12 protein-coding genes are annotated in these 16312 nt (G+C 66.7%); 4 read left to right on the top strand and 8 right to left on the bottom strand.

Annotation, left to right across the window (positions count from 1 at the left end; all coding sequences use genetic code 11):
• The 3 genes from C5F75_RS01870 to C5F75_RS01880 all read left to right on the top strand — a co-directional run.
• Window positions 1-402, top strand: a 402-nt coding sequence (locus C5F75_RS01870) for a hypothetical protein (protein WP_181035358.1), incomplete at its 5' end; no start/stop codon positions are given.
• Window positions 374-640, top strand: coding sequence for a PAAR domain-containing protein (locus C5F75_RS01875; RefSeq protein ID WP_081066436.1), 267 nt, complete (start codon window positions 374-376; stop codon window positions 638-640). The genes C5F75_RS01870 and C5F75_RS01875, both read left to right, overlap by 29 nt.
• A gap of 20 nt (window positions 641-660) precedes the next feature.
• Complete coding sequence (locus C5F75_RS01880; protein WP_059584021.1) at window positions 661-4110, top strand: RHS repeat-associated core domain-containing protein; 3450 nt, start codon at window positions 661-663, stop codon at window positions 4108-4110.
• A gap of 114 nt (window positions 4111-4224) precedes the next feature.
• Here C5F75_RS01880 and C5F75_RS01885 read toward each other — a convergent pair whose 3' ends face one another.
• The 8 genes from C5F75_RS01885 to C5F75_RS01920 are packed head-to-tail and all read right to left on the bottom strand — an operon-like array spanning window position 4225 to window position 13068.
• Complete coding sequence (locus C5F75_RS01885; protein WP_059584020.1) at window positions 4225-5580, bottom strand: GlcNAc-transferase family protein; 1356 nt, start codon at window positions 5578-5580, stop codon at window positions 4225-4227.
• Window positions 5581-5618: 38 nt separating this feature from the next.
• The gene (locus tag C5F75_RS01890) at window positions 5619-6653 is read right to left on the bottom strand and encodes a fimbrial protein (RefSeq protein ID WP_059584019.1); all 1035 of its coding nucleotides are present in this window, start codon (window positions 6651-6653) and stop codon (window positions 5619-5621) included.
• 35 nt (window positions 6654-6688) lie between these two features.
• A complete protein-coding gene (locus tag C5F75_RS01895) occupies window positions 6689-7747 on the bottom strand; it encodes a type VI secretion system protein TssA (protein WP_104011817.1) in 1059 nt (352 codons plus the stop codon).
• Entirely contained in the window at window positions 7744-8805 is a 1062-nt protein-coding gene (tssG, locus tag C5F75_RS01900) for a type VI secretion system baseplate subunit TssG (RefSeq protein WP_059584015.1), read from the bottom strand. Before tssG ends, C5F75_RS01895 begins: the two co-directional genes overlap by 4 nt.
• A gap of 3 nt (window positions 8806-8808) precedes the next feature.
• Window positions 8809-10689: a type VI secretion system baseplate subunit TssF gene (tssF, locus tag C5F75_RS01905; protein WP_059584013.1), complete on the bottom strand. Its 1881-nt coding sequence runs from the start codon at window positions 10687-10689 to the stop codon at window positions 8809-8811.
• Between the two features lies 1 nt (window position 10690).
• Window positions 10691-11212, bottom strand: a complete 522-nt coding sequence (gene tssE, locus C5F75_RS01910) for a type VI secretion system baseplate subunit TssE (protein WP_059584011.1) — start codon at window positions 11210-11212, stop codon at window positions 10691-10693.
• Entirely contained in the window at window positions 11196-12050 is an 855-nt protein-coding gene (locus C5F75_RS01915) for a type VI secretion system accessory protein TagJ (protein WP_104011832.1), read from the bottom strand. Before C5F75_RS01915 ends, tssE begins: the two co-directional genes overlap by 17 nt.
• Window positions 12037-13068 (bottom strand): TagK domain-containing protein, encoded by a 1032-nt coding sequence (locus C5F75_RS01920; RefSeq protein ID WP_081066427.1) that lies wholly within the window; start codon window positions 13066-13068, stop codon window positions 12037-12039. Before C5F75_RS01920 ends, C5F75_RS01915 begins: the two co-directional genes overlap by 14 nt.
• Before the next feature lie 520 nt (window positions 13069-13588).
• Here C5F75_RS01920 and tssH point away from each other — a divergent pair.
• Window positions 13589-16258, top strand: coding sequence for a type VI secretion system ATPase TssH (gene tssH, locus C5F75_RS01925; protein ID WP_059584008.1), 2670 nt, complete (start codon window positions 13589-13591; stop codon window positions 16256-16258).
• Window positions 16259-16312 lie beyond the last annotated feature (54 nt).

Genomic DNA, 16312 nt, shown 5'->3' on the forward strand with positions numbered 1-16312 from the left:
GCCGCCAAGCGAGACGCCGCCGCCAAGCGAGACGCCGCCGCCAAGCGAGACGCCGCCGCCGAGCGAAACGCCGCCGCCGAGCGAGACGCCGCCGCCGAGCGAAACGCCGCCGCCGAGCGAAACGCCGCCGCCGAGCGAAACGCCGCCGCCAAGCGAGACGCCTCCGCCAAGCGAAACGCCGCCGCCAAGCGAAACGCCGCCGCCGAGCGAAACGCCGCCGCCGAGCGAGACGCCACCGCCGAGCGAAGAGCCACCGCCGAGCGAAGAGCCACCGGAATCGGAATTTTGATTGCGTGGCTAAACCGTGTGTCGCCGCACCCTGCACGGGTGCGGCGACACCAAAGTGATGGGTTTTACGGGGAGAGAAATCACCATGAGCAATCCAGCAGCCAGAGTCGGTGACGCGATCGGCCATGGCGGAGCGATCGTGACCGGTTCGGGCGACGTGTTCACCAACGGAATATCGGCCGCCTATGTCGGCAGCGCCGCGGTTTGCGGCCTTCATTGTTCGGCCCAGGCGGTTGTAACCGGTTCGGGGTCTGTCTTCATCAACGGCTCGCCGGCGGCTTTCGTTGCATGCTCGACGTCCTGCGGCGCCCCGGTCGCGTCGGGGTCGGGCGACGTGTTCATCGGCGGGTAACGGCAGGTCAGGGAGTTCAAATGAGTGGAATTGGAGGGTTGGGCGGCGTGCTTGCCGGGTTGCAGGGCACGGTGCTGGAGTCGCTCGACGTCGCGCCGCGTCTCGATCGTCATCGCGGGCAGCCGAGTGATTTGGCCGGCCGCCACGGGGTGGAGCGGGCGTTGTCCGGCCTCCTTTGCGAGTCGGTCGACATGGTTTCGGGCAACAAGATTTGCCTGCCGCGAAACGAAGTCGACTTCAGGCTGCCCGGCCGCTTGCCGATCGAATGGTCAAGGTTCTATTCGAGTGCGCTGTCCGCGAACGGCATGCTCGGGGTCGGCTGGCGCACTGCATGGGACGTCACGCTGCGACGCCGGAACGACGACCGGCTCGACTACATCGACGAACAAGGCCGGATCGTATCGCTGCCGATGCCTGAACGCGGCGACCAGATCATCGTTTCATCCGAGCAGCTTCATGTGGCCCGCCTGTCGGACGACCGGATCGTAGTCGCCGATCTGACGCCGCGTTACACCGTCTTCGGGGAATTCGACGAACACGGCATCGCACGTGTCAAGTATGTCGAGGATCTGGGGCGCCGCCGGGTGGGATGCATCTGGGACGGCGGGCGCCTGCTGCGCGTGCGCGGCACGTGCGGGCATGAATTGCGGATGCACTACGAGCGTGACGGATCGCACTTGACCGGCATCGAATGTGTCGACGGCGGACCGACCGGTTTTCTTGTTCGTTATGCGTACGACGAGCACGGCCGGCTAGCCGAGGTGCGTAATCGGCTCGGCGACGTCGTCCGCGGCTTCGCCTACGACGACAGCGGCCGCATGGTCGAGGAAATCGGTCCGCTTCGGCAGACCATGCGTTACACGTGGCAGACGATCGGCGGTGCGTCGCGCGTCGTCGAGCGCTCGACCTGCCGCGGCGCGCGCGAGCACTGCACGTACGAACTGGCCGAACGCAGTACGCAGGCAACCGACGTGTTCGGCCATACGGCACACTGGCAATACGATGCGCGGGGCCGCGTGCTCGCTTATGTCGATTTCGACGGGCGGCGGTACGCGTTCGAGTACGACAACGCAGGCTGGCCGAGCGCACTGACGTTGCCGGGCGAGCGCGAGGTGCGCGTCGTCAACGACAACCTGGGCCGGCCGATCCGTGAGGAGGCGCCATTGAGCGGCGAACGCTCGACGGTCTACGCGTTCGCGAGCCGCGAGCCGCTGAGCATTCGCCTGCAGGACGGCCGGACGTGGCTCTGGCAGCGCGACGACGAATTGCGGCCGACCCAGTTCCAGTCGCCGTCCGACGGCGTGACGCAGACGACGTATTCGGAACAGGACGGCGTCCAGATTCGGACCGACACGCACGAGCAGCGCGGCGCCGTCGTGCTCGAATACGACGGGCGCGGGCTCGTGTCGAAGCGGACCGATGCGGCGGGGCGCACGGTGAGCTATCTGCGCGACGGCAACGGACATGTCGTGGCCGTCACGGACCCGTTCGGGGCCGTGACGAAGATCGAGCCCGATCTGCTCGGGCGGCCGTTGATCGTGACGCTGCCGGACGGCCGGCAGGAGCGGCGGATCTGGAACGCCGCGGGGCAGTTGACCACGTCGACCGGCGTTGACGGGCAGGCGCGGCACTGGCATCGCGACCAGTACGGATGCGTGGTGAGCGCGGTGGACGAGGAAGGAAACGTCACGGCGCACGAGTTCGATGCGCACGGCCGCAGGATTCGCACCGTCGCCGGCAACGGCGGGATTCAGCGCCTGACCTGGGACCCGGTCAAGCGGTTGACGTCGATCGTCGACGCGGACGGCGTGACCCGGTCGTTCAGCTATGCCGCATCGGGCGCGCTGCAGCAGATCACATCGACGTCGGATGGACAGACGCGCACCGAAACCTTCGCCAACGATGTGCTCGGGCGGATGGTTGGCCGCGACACCGAACACGCGCGCTATCGTTACACGTACGTGCGCGACGGCCAGCTCGGGATGGTGCACTGCCTGCCGACCGAAGCCGGGGCGGCGATCGGCGTCGAACCCGACACGCTGCGCTTCGAATACGATGCGGCCGGGCGTCTGACGGCGGAACACGACATGCATGGCGCGCTGCGCTACGTGTACGACGACGCAGGACGGCTCGCCGCCGTGACGCTGCCGGACGGGCACATCTTGAAATCGGAGCGCGACGAGGCTGGCGTAGTCACGCTGATGGGACTGGGCCATGGCGACGAAATGCATGGTATCGCCGCATTGAGTTACGAAGCGGCCACGCGCCAGTTGTTGCGCTCTCAAGGGGAACTGTACCTGCGCTCGGTTTACGCGGGCGCATTGATCGAGCGCTGGTTCGCGATGACGGTGATCCGGACGGCCGACAACGAGATGTTGCCGGGCAGCGCGGAATTCTGGCGCGAGTTTCATTACAGCCCGGCCGACAATCTCGTGCAGGTCGACGATCGTTTCAACGGCCGGACCTATTACGACTACGATCGTCGGGGCTGTCTGCTGCGCGTCGTCTCGGACGAACTCGGCATCGAATATTTCACGTGGGATGCGGCGGGCAACCTGCTCGAGACGCCGCGCACCGGATGGCAGCCTGCCGTGTATCCCGATCATCGGCTACGTGAGTGTCGAGGCTATCGCTACGAATACGATGCGTGGGGGCAGGTGGCCGCCAAGCGCGGCGCGGCGGACGAACAGACGTTCACGTGGGACGCGGACGGCCGGTTGATGAGCGTACGGAGCCGGCGCGGCGAGGTGCGTTATCGCTACGATGCGTTGGGGCGCCGCGTCAGTAAATCGTTCGGACAATCGCAAGCGGGCGGCGCGCGACGCCTGGATGACAACGCGGAGGTCACGCGCTTCGTCTGGCATGGCGAGCGCCTTGTCCAGGAAACGACGGGCGAGAACGTGCGGATTTATCTGTATCAGCCGGCACGGGACGGGGCCGTCGGTTATGCGCCGCTTGCCTGCGTGGACCGGCGACGCAAGGACGACGGCACGTTTTCCGGAATGCACGTGTATTACTACCAGACCGATCTCGCCGGCACGGCGGTCGCGCTGACCGACGCGGCGGGCAAGCTCGTGTGGAGCGGCCGCTACAAGGCATGGGGGCAGGTGATACCGTGGACCCAACTGGCCACGCCGGTGCGGCAGCCGTTGCGGTTCGCGGGGCAGTATCTGGACGACGAGACCGGGCTGCATTTGAATGGCCGTCGCTACTACGACCCCGATGCGGGCCGCTATCTCAGCCCGGATCGTGCCGCGCCGGCGGGCGTGAGCCCGTATCGCTACGTGTCGAGTCCGTTGAGCGTCGCGAACCCGAACGGTCGCGCCGTTTCGCTGAGGCGGCCGAAGGGGGACGTTGACGGCGCATCATGCGCGGACGGCCCGATTGATCTGTCGACGCGGCTGACGGGCGGCATCGACGAGTGCGATGTCATGTCGGGCGGCGAATGGCTGGCGTGGCTGGACCGTTGAGGCGGGGCGGCGTATCAGGTGGGGGGCGGTCGGCCCCCCGTTTCATTTCGGTGAAGCAGACGGCGTTTTCCCTGCACCGGCCGGTATTGCGGCCATGCTTCACGCCGCAGCGGATCAGATCGAGCGCTGGAGTGCGCGCAGCAGGGTGCCGTCGCGGTCGAATAATTCGATCGTGTAGTGGTCGGGGACTTGTTCGAATCCGGTGGCGAAGTACAGATGCATGTCGAACCATTCACGCTTGATGTGCTTGTGAAACTTGCCGGCATCGAGCATTTCGCCGCGGTGAATCACCGTCCCGTCCTGCGCATGGGCGTTCATGCGGAAATGATCGAGCTGCGGCAGGATATCCGTGAACCGGGCCCGATGCGCCCAGACGCGGAAGTCGTGGGCGCGCAGCAGCGTGGCCTTGTATTCCTCATCGGATGTGCAAACCGGCGTATCGGAATTCGGCGGTAAGCCATCGAGCGTTTCCCGGCGCACGCCGCGGTGCGCGAAGCTGATGCCTGCGTAGGCTTCGTATTGTGCGAGCGTGCGCTCGACCCCGAGGCCGTACGGCCCGAAATCGATGCCGTCGGACGACGCGCCATCCACGCCGAGCAGCGCCCGGTTTCGCTCCAGGGAACGGTCGTTGCGGACATGCCAGTTCTCCGCGACGAGGCCGCTGGCTTGCGCCTCGGGCGTGTGGTCGTCCCATATCTTGACTCGGCTGGCGCGCGTGTATTCGTGCCACGCCAACACGCGATGCGGGATGTAGATATCGTAGCCGTGCGTGAACGCACGAGCGGCGATCGAGATTTCCTCGCCCAGAAAGAAGTAGTTCGGATCATGCCGCACATCGACGGCGAAATGCCCGTCCGCAAAAGCGAAGTGAGCGCTGTAGAACGCGCCCGGGACAGGCGCCTCCAACGCTTGCCAGTTATCGAGCCAGCCGGAACGAAGCGACAGCACGCCTTCCGGCATGAAGCGCTGGAAATACAGGCCGGTCGGCGTATGCGCGAGCGTGTCGCGCTGCGCGCCGGGCTGGAAGCCGGGCAGGTAGGTGGTAAGGAGCGGCTTCGCGCTGCGCGGGCGCAGCGACTCGAGCATCGCGATGGCCTGATCGTCCCACGCGTCGACGAAGTAGTGGTGAGAGTCGAGCTGCAACGTGTAGCGTTCGTCGCGGTACTGTTGCTGGATCAGATTGCGTGCCCAGCACGCGCCCTGGGATTGCCGATGGGGCACGTCGATCAGCTCGACGGTGGCGTCTCGATAGGAGAGCGTATGAGTCGGGAACGCGCCATCGTGGCACGCATGCCAACGCGAGAAGCCGTGCGCGAAGAAGGCGCCGATGGTCTCGTCCAGTGCGTGCTGCCAGCACACGACGACGCGGAGCTGGTCGGGTCGGGTGGCGCGCTCGATCAGGTCGAGCAGCGTCGGGATCAACTGCGGATCGCGATAGCTGGCGATCTGGACGAAAATGGTGCGTTCCATGGTCGATGAGTCGGGTTTCGTGAATCCCGTTGGAAAAGTTAGAGAATGTTCAGCGTGATGACCGAAGTCGCGTCGATCTTGCCCGTGGTGGGCGGCTGGTTGCCGACGCGCAGCACGGTGGCTTCGAGATCGAAACCTGACTCCATCGCGCCGCCCGGCTTCTGAACGAGCATGCTGCTCGCGTCGCCGGGCTTGAGCAGGGTGCCGGTCGTTTTGTCGCGCAGACGGATCGCGAGGTGCTGGGCGCCGGTATTCTGGATCAGCGCGGGGTTGTCCGAGTCCCGAGGCGCGCTGAGCGTGGCGGTGATCGACGCCGGGGGCGTCGGGCCCGAGCAGAGCACCCGGAAGTTCACGGGGCGCGTCGGGCCGGTTGTCTGCGAAACGTCATAGGGGCCGAACTGCCCGAAGTCGATGTTCAGCGTGCTGCTGTCGACGCGGCAGCTCGGCAACACCCGGAGCGACACGTTGCCGGAGTAGATGTTGGTGACGGCCACACCGGGATTGCCGTCGCCATAGGTTCGGGCGACATGGCCGAAGCTCGTCGTCGAAAAGCTCGGGATGTCGTTGCTGGTCTTGACCAGATCGATCCTGTATTTTGCGCCGTTGCCGTAGTTGACCGGCTGCGTGCCCGGGGTGGACGGATTTTCCTTCCAGTTGTTCGTGTAAGGCACGACGCTGGTGCTGCCGCTGGCGCGAACGTAGTTGAGCCGAAACCCGACTCCTGGCACGTTGGTATCGTAAATCTTGCCGCCGAGCGACGAAAGCTTGGGAGGCGTGATGAACTCCACATTGATCGTGCCGGTCGGCGGATCGCAGGCGATGAAAATCATCTCGGGCGTCGGAGCGGACTCACCGCTGACGAGCGGGCTGCCGATCGGCAGATCGGGGTCGACGTCGACGACCCCGGCCGGAAAGCTGATATTGAACGTCGTCAATATCTGGTTCGGCATGGGCCGTGTTTCGGTCCACCGCTCCGACTCCGCTTGAGTAACGGGCCGACACGCCGCCAGCACGGCCGGCGACGCGGACAGCAGGCACGCGGCAGCAAGGATAAATCGGGCTTTTTTCATCATTTGAATGCGCTGAAGACGATGAGAGGGCGAGGCGCTCAGATGTCGACGGCGTCCCATTGCGCGAGAAGCTCGGCAGGGATCACGTTCGCCAGCTCCGAGAAGCGCTTGCCGACCATGCGTTCGGATTGCCGGAGCAGCACGACGACGGGGCTGCTCGGCTCGTTTTGCTCGAACCACAGGCGCGTTTCCTGAATCGTCGCGAGCGCGCTCCAGCGATCCATCGGCCGCGCGTCTTGCGTGGTCCGGGCCGCGGCGCCGGCTTCGTGCGGCGCCGCTTCGGTCGGCGGGCTCGCCGTCGCCTCCGGTGCCGAAGCCGGCTCCACCGGCGCATCGGACGGACCGGCGGCAACCGGTGCGCGGCCCGCGTCGAGGGCCGTCCGCGCGAACGGCTGCAGCAGTTTCACGATACCGTCGAGATCGGGCGCATCGGCCTGCAACGTGTCGCGTGTCAGCGCGACGATCTCGGCGACGGCGCGTTGCGCATCCGCCAGTGCGACGATCGCGGCGTCGCGCCGGTTCCACAGTTCACCGAGCAGCCGGCTCGCCGATTCCGGCGCGAGCGCGTCCTTCGCGCGCGGGACCGCGAACGCCTTCTCGATGTCGCGCAACTGCAGTTGCAGACCGGCGGTTTTCGGCAGCCGGATGTCGCGGGCGTCAGCCAGTGCCGCGTCGGCGTCGGCGAGCGCGGCGATCGCGTTCGAGTAGACGATCGGATCGCGCTCGCCGTCGAGCACCGGCATCGGATGCAACGCCTCGCCGTAGCGCTCGAGCATCTGCAGCAGTACCGCGATGCCGTCGCGCAGCCCTTCGGCGCCGCTTTGGCGGATCCGGCAGCGGGTCAGGATCGTGAGCAGCCGCAGGTCCTTCGTGCGTAGCAGCAGCGCGCGGCAGTCGCGCTCGGCTTCGGCCCAGTTCGCCTGCTGCGGCGCATCGACGAAATCGCCGTATTGCGCATCCGTGCGTGGTGCGACGGCCGCTTGCAGCATCACGAAGGCCGGGTCGTATTCGAGATCGGGGCCGCATGGATCGTCGGCCGATACGGGTTCGAGCAGGTCGATGTAGCGCGCGAGCGGGTCGTGTGCGGCAGCATTCATGCCGGATTCTCCAGTTGATCGCAGTATTTCTCGGGCTCGAACACCATGCCGACCACCGGTTTGTCGTCCAGCGATTGGCCGAGCCAGGTCGAATAGCCGAGCCGGTGCGAGCTGTCGGCGCGCGCCGGCGGCGCGGCACGCGGCTTGACCAGCAGCTTGATTTCCCAGTCGTATTCGAGACCGACGAACGCGCGGACCCAGTCGACCAGCGTCGGGAGATCGTCGCCATGCGGCGTGAGACGCAGGTACTGGTCGAGATCGAGCGGCCCGATCACGAGACGGAACTTGTGCTGGCAGTCGGGGATCATGTCGCCCAGCAGCGCACCCTCGCCCATGATCGTCGACGGTGCGGGCGCGCCGAGCAGGCAGCGCTCGGGGCCGGTGATCTGAATCCAGTGCGGCACGAACTCGTCGACGGCCACCGGTACGCCGAAGTAATGGGACAGCGTTGCCGCCAGGCCGTCCGGATTGCGCGCCTCGCGCACCAGGTGCGCCGAGGCCGCATAGCGCGCATGCGGCGGCGGGTGCGTACGCGCGGCTTCGTCCGGATCGGTGCCCATCAGGCTGCCGATATAGAACGAGAAGGTTTCCTGCGACGGCCGGTCGAGCGAGACGGTCGCCTGTGCCGACGCCCACGCCCGGTAGAACAGCGTGAGCGCCCGATGATGGAACAGGTTGGCGAATGCAATGAGCGTCTTGTCCTGATGGCTCTCCGCACGGCTGTACGCCAGTTCCGTCATGTGGAGCGGCAGCGGGCCCTGCGGACCCCACAGTCCAAGCCCGAAGAGCCGGACGTCGAGCCGTCCGCCCTGCACGCCGAGCGCCGCGATTTCGCGCGGCGCGAACGCCATCGACGGTTGCTGGCCGACGCGGAAGGGTTCCTGCCGCGGCAAACGCGCCGTGCCGGGCAGCGGCTGGACGGTGTCGCGCGCGCTGATCGCGCGCAGCAGGCTGAGGAAGCCGGCCTGCCACGGCGTGTGCTCGTCGAACCACGCGCGCAGTGAATCGGGATGCAGCGGCGAGCCGTCGTTGACCGGCACCGAGTCGAATGCGTCCATCGCTTACACGGCCCCCCGCCCGCCCATGCGCGGTTTCCAGCGTGTCACGAGGCCGCGCTGCATCGAGCGCAGCTCCGTCTCGGTGAAGACATTGATCGATACGTGTCGGGCCAGGTATTGCTCGAGCACGAGGCCGAACAGATAGGGGCTCACTCCGGAAAAGCCGGTCTCGTCGACCGTCAGTTCGCAGCGCACGCCACGCCCGTAGACGAGCAGCCCGTGATCCGGAAGGCGCCGGACGACCGGCTCGGTGCGCGCCCCGACGAGGCTCTCGATCTGCGTGCGCTGTTCGTGCTCGCTCGTCCCGACGAACAGCCGCAGCATGTTGCGCAGCGCCTGGCCGCCGTCGCGATGGTCGAGCTCCGCGAGCGGCATGTAGTTGAAGCTCAACTGGCGGATCAGCCGCCATGCCGTCTCGCCCGTCGCATAGGGTTCGCGCGGCGTGCTCGGCGGATGCACGAGACTCACGCCCTCGATCGGCACCGAGTCCTGCATCGTGAGGTCGCTGAATCCGTTGCGCGGAATCAGGCGCGGCAGGTCGCGATTGGTCAGCCACGCGTCGACGGACAGATAGCGGATCGCGTCGTCGTAGGGTGCTTCGGCCTGATCGACGAGCGACACGAATACTTCGGTGCCGACGTACTCGCTGCGGGTGCCGTATTTGCGCGCGTTGGCCGACATCGCGCGCGGCTCCCGCAGAATCGAAAAGTAGCGCCCGTAATTGCCGATGTCGCTGTGTAGCGTCTGGTACAGCGGATTGAACGTCACCTCGGTCGACGTTTCGGCTTTCTGGCCGAATACGCGCGACACCGAGAAGACTTCGTAATCGAGCGGGCGGCTGCGGTCCGGAATCAGGTGGAACGCGGTCAGCGCGCGGTTGATCTCGATCCGGTCGGTACGCCGCGGAAACAGGTTGACGATCGGCGTGCAGAACAACTGAAAGCTCGACGCATCGACGTGTGTCGTCAGTTCGTCGGGCAGTCGGTCGAGCAGCAGCACGACTTCCGCTTCCTGGCCGTCGATCCTGGACAAGCCGGCCTGCAACTGCGTCAGCACGAAGAAATAGAAGCGTTGCCGGCAGGTGAAGTACTCGTGCAGCAGGTTGTGCCCGTGGAACGTATTCCACATTTGCGGCAACAGGCTCTGGTCGGGGCGAAGGCCTTCGAAATCGACCGGATGCTTGGCGACGACCGTGCAATCGTCGCGGGTGGCGCCGTGTGCGCGCACGACCGATGCGATGCCGCCGGCATGGATCAGTTCGAACAGATGCGACGCGATCCGTTCGTCGCCGCCGATATAGAGCGACAGCCTGTCGAGCCCGGTGATTTGCGAGAACTTGATCTCGCCCACCGTGCGCAGCCGCAACCGGAGCGCGCCGCGCAGCCGCATGTGCGGCATCAGTGTGCGCTGCAGGTCCGGAAGGTCCGGCGGGACGGCCGTCAGCTTCGCGTCGACGATCTCGATCGGCCAAAGCGTGATTTCATGGCCGCTGCGGAACTCGCACGCGGTCCGCTCGCCCGGCGGGATCGACGAGCGCAATACGCTGTGGCGCGGCACCGTGAAACCCTTGCTGAAGTTGCCTTCGCGCAGGCTCGGGCGCAGCTTCGCCACGGCCATGGACGGCGTCGGCGCAACGTAGTTCGGATACACGACTTCGAGCAGGCGCTGCGTGAAGCGCGGGAATTCCGCGTCGAGCTTGAGCTGCGTACGGGCCGACATGAAGCAGAACGCCTCGATCATCCGCTCCACGTAAGGATCGGCTGTCTCGATGCCGTGCATGCCGAGGCGGCGGGCGATCTTCGGATGCTGCGCGGCGAACTCCGCGGACAGCTCGCGCATGTAAGTCAGTTCGCGGTTGTAGTGGTCGAGAAATCTGGGATCCATATCAATGTTCGATGCGAGCGCCAGGATCGAGCGTCACCTTGTTCGATTCGATGTCGAAGGTGCTCTGGATCAGGAATTCGAGGGGGTACGGCGACCATTGCATCAGCCCGCGAATCTCGAACGCGAGCTTGTTGTAGCTGGCGGCTTCGCGCCCCGCGATGGGGCGAATCGCGATCGAATCCGCGAGCAGGCGCGGCTCGAAGCGGACGATCGCGGTCTTGACGAGCGTCTCGATCGTTTCCCAGTTGCGGTCGCTCAGGTAGCTTCCCGACAACGGCGGCACGCCATAGTTGACGACGGACGCGGCGGCCTGCGGATAGCGCGCGGCGTCCAGCTCGCCATCGAGATTGGTCGAGTTCAGCAGCAGCGCGAGATCGCGTTGAATGATCCGGCGCATGCCTTCGCCGTTCGGCGCATACGCGCGGGCGGTTTCGTGGCGCGCGTGCGGCGCGTCGTCCTGCAGCCGGTCAAGCAGGGACGGCAGGTACGCGGGCCGGTGCGGGTCTTCAGGATGACGTGCCATCGGTGTCTTCGTCCGTGAAGCGGCAGCCGCCGATATCGAGCAGCCCCCAGTCGCCGCGGTTGGTCGTCCAGGTTTTTTGGCCGAGCGCGATCACGTTCGTGTCGCCGAGATCCTGCCAGCGGGTTTCGCGCGCGAGCCGAATGGTGGCCGGGCCGTGCTCGGAGCCGGGGTAGCGGGTCGGTACGTAGCCGCGGAGAACCGTCGCGTCGCGCAGGATCAGCGTGGCAGGGCGCCATACGAGATCGGTCAACGTGCCGATCGGGGTGAGCGTGAGCGACTTGATATGGGCGAACGGAATCCACCGGTAACCACCTGCCACGGCCATTTCGCAGATCGGACCGAGGCGCGTGTCGCTGTCGGTCAGCCAGTCGAAGTCGCCCATTTCGGCGCTTTCGCCCCGGCTCGCGGGCGCCGCGTCGAGCGCGAACTCGCGCAGTGCGTCGGCGCCCGCCACGTCGCCGGCGCCCAGACGCGCATTCGCCTGCAGCAACCGCTCGACCCACGCGGGCGCCGCTTCATCGACGAAGCCGGGCGTGCGCGTGCCGGCGAATACCTCGGCGCGAAACATCTCGCTTTCGATGAGCCCGCGATGCAGTTGCGCGCGCGCGGTGCCCTCGGGCTCGAGCGTCGCCCAGGTCTGCAACTGCTTGAGCGCGCGTTCCCAGTCGCCGTAGACGCACAGCAACTGGAAAAGCAGCCAGCGTTCCGCCGGATCGGACGGTCGCCGCCGCACCGCTTCGATGGTTTGCTCTTTCAGCGCGTCGAGCGACTGGGTCTGCTGCAGGTTCTGTACCGTTGGGCTGCCGGTGGCTGGCGTGGCGGTATCAGGGGCGTTCATCGTCATGTTGTTCGGTCGTTGAAGTGTCGGTGAAGGTGGTCAGCATCGGGAAATGGCTATCGACGCTGATCAGGTGATGCTCGCGACGCGCGAGCAGCGCCGCCGTCGGAAAGTGCGGACGCCGCCGTTGCGCAGGCGCGAGCAGGTGGAGGACGTCGTGGCGTGCGTCGTCGACGAACAACTCGTCGGACAGGAACGGGTTCATGCCGTCGAGCACCCGATCGATTTGCTGGCGCGCGTCCAGCAGATCGCTCAGCAGCGAGCCGGTCCGATAGCGCTCGGTATCGAGGAACGGGTCGGGCGGCAACGGGACCGCGATCTGCGGCTGCTCTATTTCCTTCATCGCGTGCACGGCGGACCGCTCGCGGTGAATCAGCGCCCGCCGGTATTCTGCGAGCAGCGCGTCGAGCGGATCGCCGTTGTCGAGATCGGGCGAGACCGGTGCGACCACGCCGAGCGGTTCCTCGTCCAGCACGGTGCGCGGCGCGTCGCCGTGCGCGCCGTTCGATTTCGCGTCCGCCAGCGCCGTCAGATCGACGAACCCGGCCGGCTCGCTGCGCGGCAGCGCATTGCCCAGCGCGATCAGGTCGACGGGCGCCGGCGCGTCGTCCTGCGCGATGGCGGAGGACGGCAGGCCGATGGTCAACTCGTCGACGCCGACCGTGACCGTCTCGCCGAGCCGAACCTCACATGCGCGATGTCGCGGCACCAGGGTGGCGCCGACGCGGCAGGCGAGTGTTTCGCAGTGGTTTTCGAACTGGATGCGGCCATCGGCGTCGATGAGGAAGACCACGTGGTCGGTGAGCGGATTCGCATCGCCCGACACCGCGGCGAATTCGCCGGACGACGCCGAATACGCGCAGCGGTCCCGGCCGAGCGCGTGCTGCACCGGCGCGCGCGGCGCGCGGCCGCCCCGCCGGACGAGCTTCGCGAACGGCGGCGGCGCGGGATCGGCCGGCTGATGGTCGGGCGTCGTGCAATCGGGCTCGCGGGCCGCGTTCCTGCTCATTTTCGGCATAACGGTTGATCAGTAAAAAGCGAGGGTTTTATCGGTGCAGCGGCATGGCGCACGTGCCTCATTAATTCGAGATAAAGGGGCGCTTCGTTGCGGATTAATTCGAGATAAATCCGGCGTACAAGCGAGAATGAAGGTGCGATCGACGATTCGAGCGGGAATATTATCGTGCGCCGGTTTCGAGGTATATCGGAATTGTTCTAAATGTACGGGGCGTATTTCGTGCAACGACTTCGAAAGTCGGGCCGGCGTGGCAGTCGCGACGGATGTCGGGACGCCCGTGGCGGCGGCGATGTGAGCCGCCAGGGCGCCTTGCGAGGCAATTTGGGACGAACGCGCGGGGATGGAGGCGCGCGGTCCTTTTCGTGAAAAAGCGGATGAAAAAATAATACTTGTCCGATTGATCGATGAATGATGTGGGAGGTAATGTTGGCGGTTTTGATTTAGCATCCGCGGCGACGGATGACGTGACTGTATTCACGTTGGTCTTGCTTGCGGCGCGACTTATTTCCAGATCGATCTCATGACAATTTCAAGGCAGGCCTTATTCGGCAAACTCGGGCATTCGCTGTTCCGAAGCGTCGAATCCGCCACGACTTTCTGCAAGCTGCGCGGCAATCCTTACGTCGAACTGGTGCATTGGCTGCATCAACTGCTGCAGGCGCCCGACGGCGACCTCCAGCGGATCATCCGGCACTGCGACGTCGACTCAGAAGCACTCGATCGGGACGTGCTGCGCGCGCTGGCCGCGCTGCCGGCCGGCGCGAGTTCGATCAGCGATTTCTCCCATCACGTCGAAACCGCCGTCGAGCGCGCATGGGTGCTGGCATCCCTGGATTTCGGCGACCGCCGGATCCGCGGCGCATGGCTCGTCGCCGCGCTGGTCAGGACGCCCGAACTGCGCCGGGTGCTGCTGTCGATCTCTCCGGCGTTCGGCAAGATCCCGGTCGAGAACCTCGGCGAGATGCTGCCCGCGTGGATCGACGGCTCGCCGGAGGCAGCGGATGCGCCGTATGACGGGACCGACTTCGGCGGCGCGGTGCCCGGCGAGGCCGCCGGCGCGCTTGCGCCCGCGGGGGCCGGCGGCTCGCCGCTCGAGCAGTACTGCAGCGATTTGACGGCGCGCGCGCGCGCCGGCGAGATCGATCCGGTCGTCGGCCGCGAACTCGAGATCCGCACGGTGATCGATGTCCTGTTGCGGCGGCGTCAAAACAATCCTTTGCTGACAGGCGAGGCGGGCGTCGGCAAGACGGCCGTGGTCGAGGGGCTCGCGCGCGCGATCGTCGACGGCGACGTGCCGCCGAAGCTGGCCGACGTGCGTCTGCTGAGTCTCGACGTCGGCGCGCTGCTCGCCGGCGCGAGCATGAAAGGTGAATTCGAGGCACGCCTGAAGGGCGTGCTCGAGGCGGCAACGAAGTCGGCGGTACCCGTCATCCTGTTCGTCGACGAGATTCATACGCTGATCGGTGCGGGCGGCCAGGCCGGCACGGGCGACGCGGCAAACCTGCTGAAGCCGGCGCTCGCGCGCGGCACGCTGCGCACGGTCGGCGCGACGACCTGGGCCGAGTACAAGCGCCATATCGAAAAGGATCCGGCGCTGACGCGGCGCTTCCAGGTGCTCCAGGTGCCGGAGCCCGAGGAGGCGGCGGCGATCGACATGGTGCGCGGGCTCGCGCGCACATTCTCGCGGCATCACGGCGTCGTGGTGCTTGACGAGGCGATTCGCGCTGCGGTCACGCTGTCGCATCGGTACATCCCGTCGCGGCAACTGCCGGACAAGGCGATCAGCCTGCTCGACACCGCTTGCGCGCGCGTGGCGCTGTCGCAGCACGCGCCGCCGCGCGAGCTGCAGAACGTGCGCCAGCGCCTGCAGGCGGCGCAAGTCGAATGCGACCTGCTCGACCAGGAGCGATGCATCGGCCTGGGCGACGCGGACGCGCTGGCCCGCACGCAGGCGCGCATCGCCGAGCTGGAGCGCGAGGCGGCGAACGTCGATGCACGCTGGCGCGCGCAGGCCGAGGCCGCGCAGGCGCTGTTGAGCGCGCGAGAGGCGGTGCGCGAGGCCGCCGACAGCGTGTCGGCCGACCGGCTGCAGGCGCTCGAGCGTGCGCTCGTGGATCGGCAGGGCGAGGCCGCGTTCGTTTTCCCGGAAGTGAACGAGGCGATCGTCGCGGCGATCGTGTCGGACTGGACCGGTATTCCGGTGCGCCGGATGGTCACCGACGAGGTTGCCGCGGTGCGCACGCTGCCCGACACGCTCGCGGCGCGCGTGATCGGTCAGCCGGACGCGCTGCAGCAGATCGGCGAGCGCGTGCAGACCGCGCGCGCAGGGCTGACGGATCCGAAAAAACCGCTGGGCGTGTTCATGCTGGCCGGCCCGTCCGGTGTGGGCAAGACCGAGACGGCGCTGGCGCTGGCCGAAGCGCTGTACGGCGGTGAGCAGAACCTGATCACGATCAACATGAGCGAGTATCAGGAAGCCCACACGGTGTCCGGGCTGAAGGGCGCGCCGCCCGGCTACGTCGGTTACGGCGAGGGCGGCGTCCTGACCGAGGCGGTGCGGCGCCGGCCGTACTCGGTGGTGTTGCTCGACGAGATCGAGAAGGCGCATCCCGACGTGCACGAAATGTTCTTCCAGGTGTTCGACAAGGGCTACATGGAGGACGGCGACGGGCGCTACATCGATTTCCGCAACACCACGATCCTGCTGACGAGCAACACGGGCTCCGAGCTGATCGCGAGCCTGTGTTCCGACGAGACGCTCGCGCCTCGCGCGGATGCGCTGTGCGCGGCGCTCGGGCCGGTATTGCTGAAAACGTTCCCGGCCGCGTTCCTTGGCCGCGTGACCGTGGTGCCGTACAGGCCGCTCGCACAGGCGGCGCTGGCGCAAATCGTGCGGCTGCATCTGGATCGTGTAGTGACGCGCATGGCGGACGGGCACGCGGTGGCGTTCGGCTATGCGCCAGCGGTGCTCGACTACATCGTCGAGCGCTGTCTCGTCCAGGAAACCGGTGCGCGCCTGCTGATCGGCTTCATCGAGCAGCACGTGCTGCCGCGGCTCGCCTCGCACTGGCTCGATGCGCTGGCGTCGCAGCGCACACTCGCACGTGTCGACCTCGAGGTGATCGACGCGAACGCGGTACCCGCGGAGGCCTTCGTGTTCCGCGCATCCTACGCGCACGCGGGCGATTGACGCACATCGGTACCACCCGATACGAGGCGCTCGCTCCGTGCGGCGTATCGAGCC

This window comes from Burkholderia anthinoferrum (assembly GCF_002925705.1).
Lineage (GTDB): Bacteria > Pseudomonadota > Gammaproteobacteria > Burkholderiales > Burkholderiaceae > Burkholderia > Burkholderia semiarida.

Excerpts from the sequence above, each read along its gene's own strand:
- C5F75_RS01920 (WP_081066427.1), bottom strand. The coding sequence starts at position 13,068 with ATGCCGAAAATGAGCAGGAACGCGGCCCGCGAGCCCGATTGCACGACG.
- tssE (WP_059584011.1), bottom strand. The coding sequence starts at position 11,212 with ATGGCACGTCATCCTGAAGACCCGCACCGGCCCGCGTACCTGCCGTCC.
- C5F75_RS01890 (WP_059584019.1), bottom strand. The coding sequence starts at position 6,653 with ATGATGAAAAAAGCCCGATTTATCCTTGCTGCCGCGTGCCTGCTGTCC.
- tssG (WP_059584015.1), bottom strand. The coding sequence starts at position 8,805 with ATGGACGCATTCGACTCGGTGCCGGTCAACGACGGCTCGCCGCTGCAT.
- C5F75_RS01875 (WP_081066436.1), top strand. The coding sequence starts at position 374 with ATGAGCAATCCAGCAGCCAGAGTCGGTGACGCGATCGGCCATGGCGGA.
- C5F75_RS01885 (WP_059584020.1), bottom strand. The coding sequence starts at position 5,580 with ATGGAACGCACCATTTTCGTCCAGATCGCCAGCTATCGCGATCCGCAG.
- C5F75_RS01895 (WP_104011817.1), bottom strand. The coding sequence starts at position 7,747 with ATGAATGCTGCCGCACACGACCCGCTCGCGCGCTACATCGACCTGCTC.
- tssF (WP_059584013.1), bottom strand. The coding sequence starts at position 10,689 with ATGGATCCCAGATTTCTCGACCACTACAACCGCGAACTGACTTACATG.
- C5F75_RS01915 (WP_104011832.1), bottom strand. The coding sequence starts at position 12,050 with ATGAACGCCCCTGATACCGCCACGCCAGCCACCGGCAGCCCAACGGTA.
- tssH (WP_059584008.1), top strand. The coding sequence starts at position 13,589 with ATGACAATTTCAAGGCAGGCCTTATTCGGCAAACTCGGGCATTCGCTG.
- C5F75_RS01880 (WP_059584021.1), top strand. The coding sequence starts at position 661 with ATGAGTGGAATTGGAGGGTTGGGCGGCGTGCTTGCCGGGTTGCAGGGC.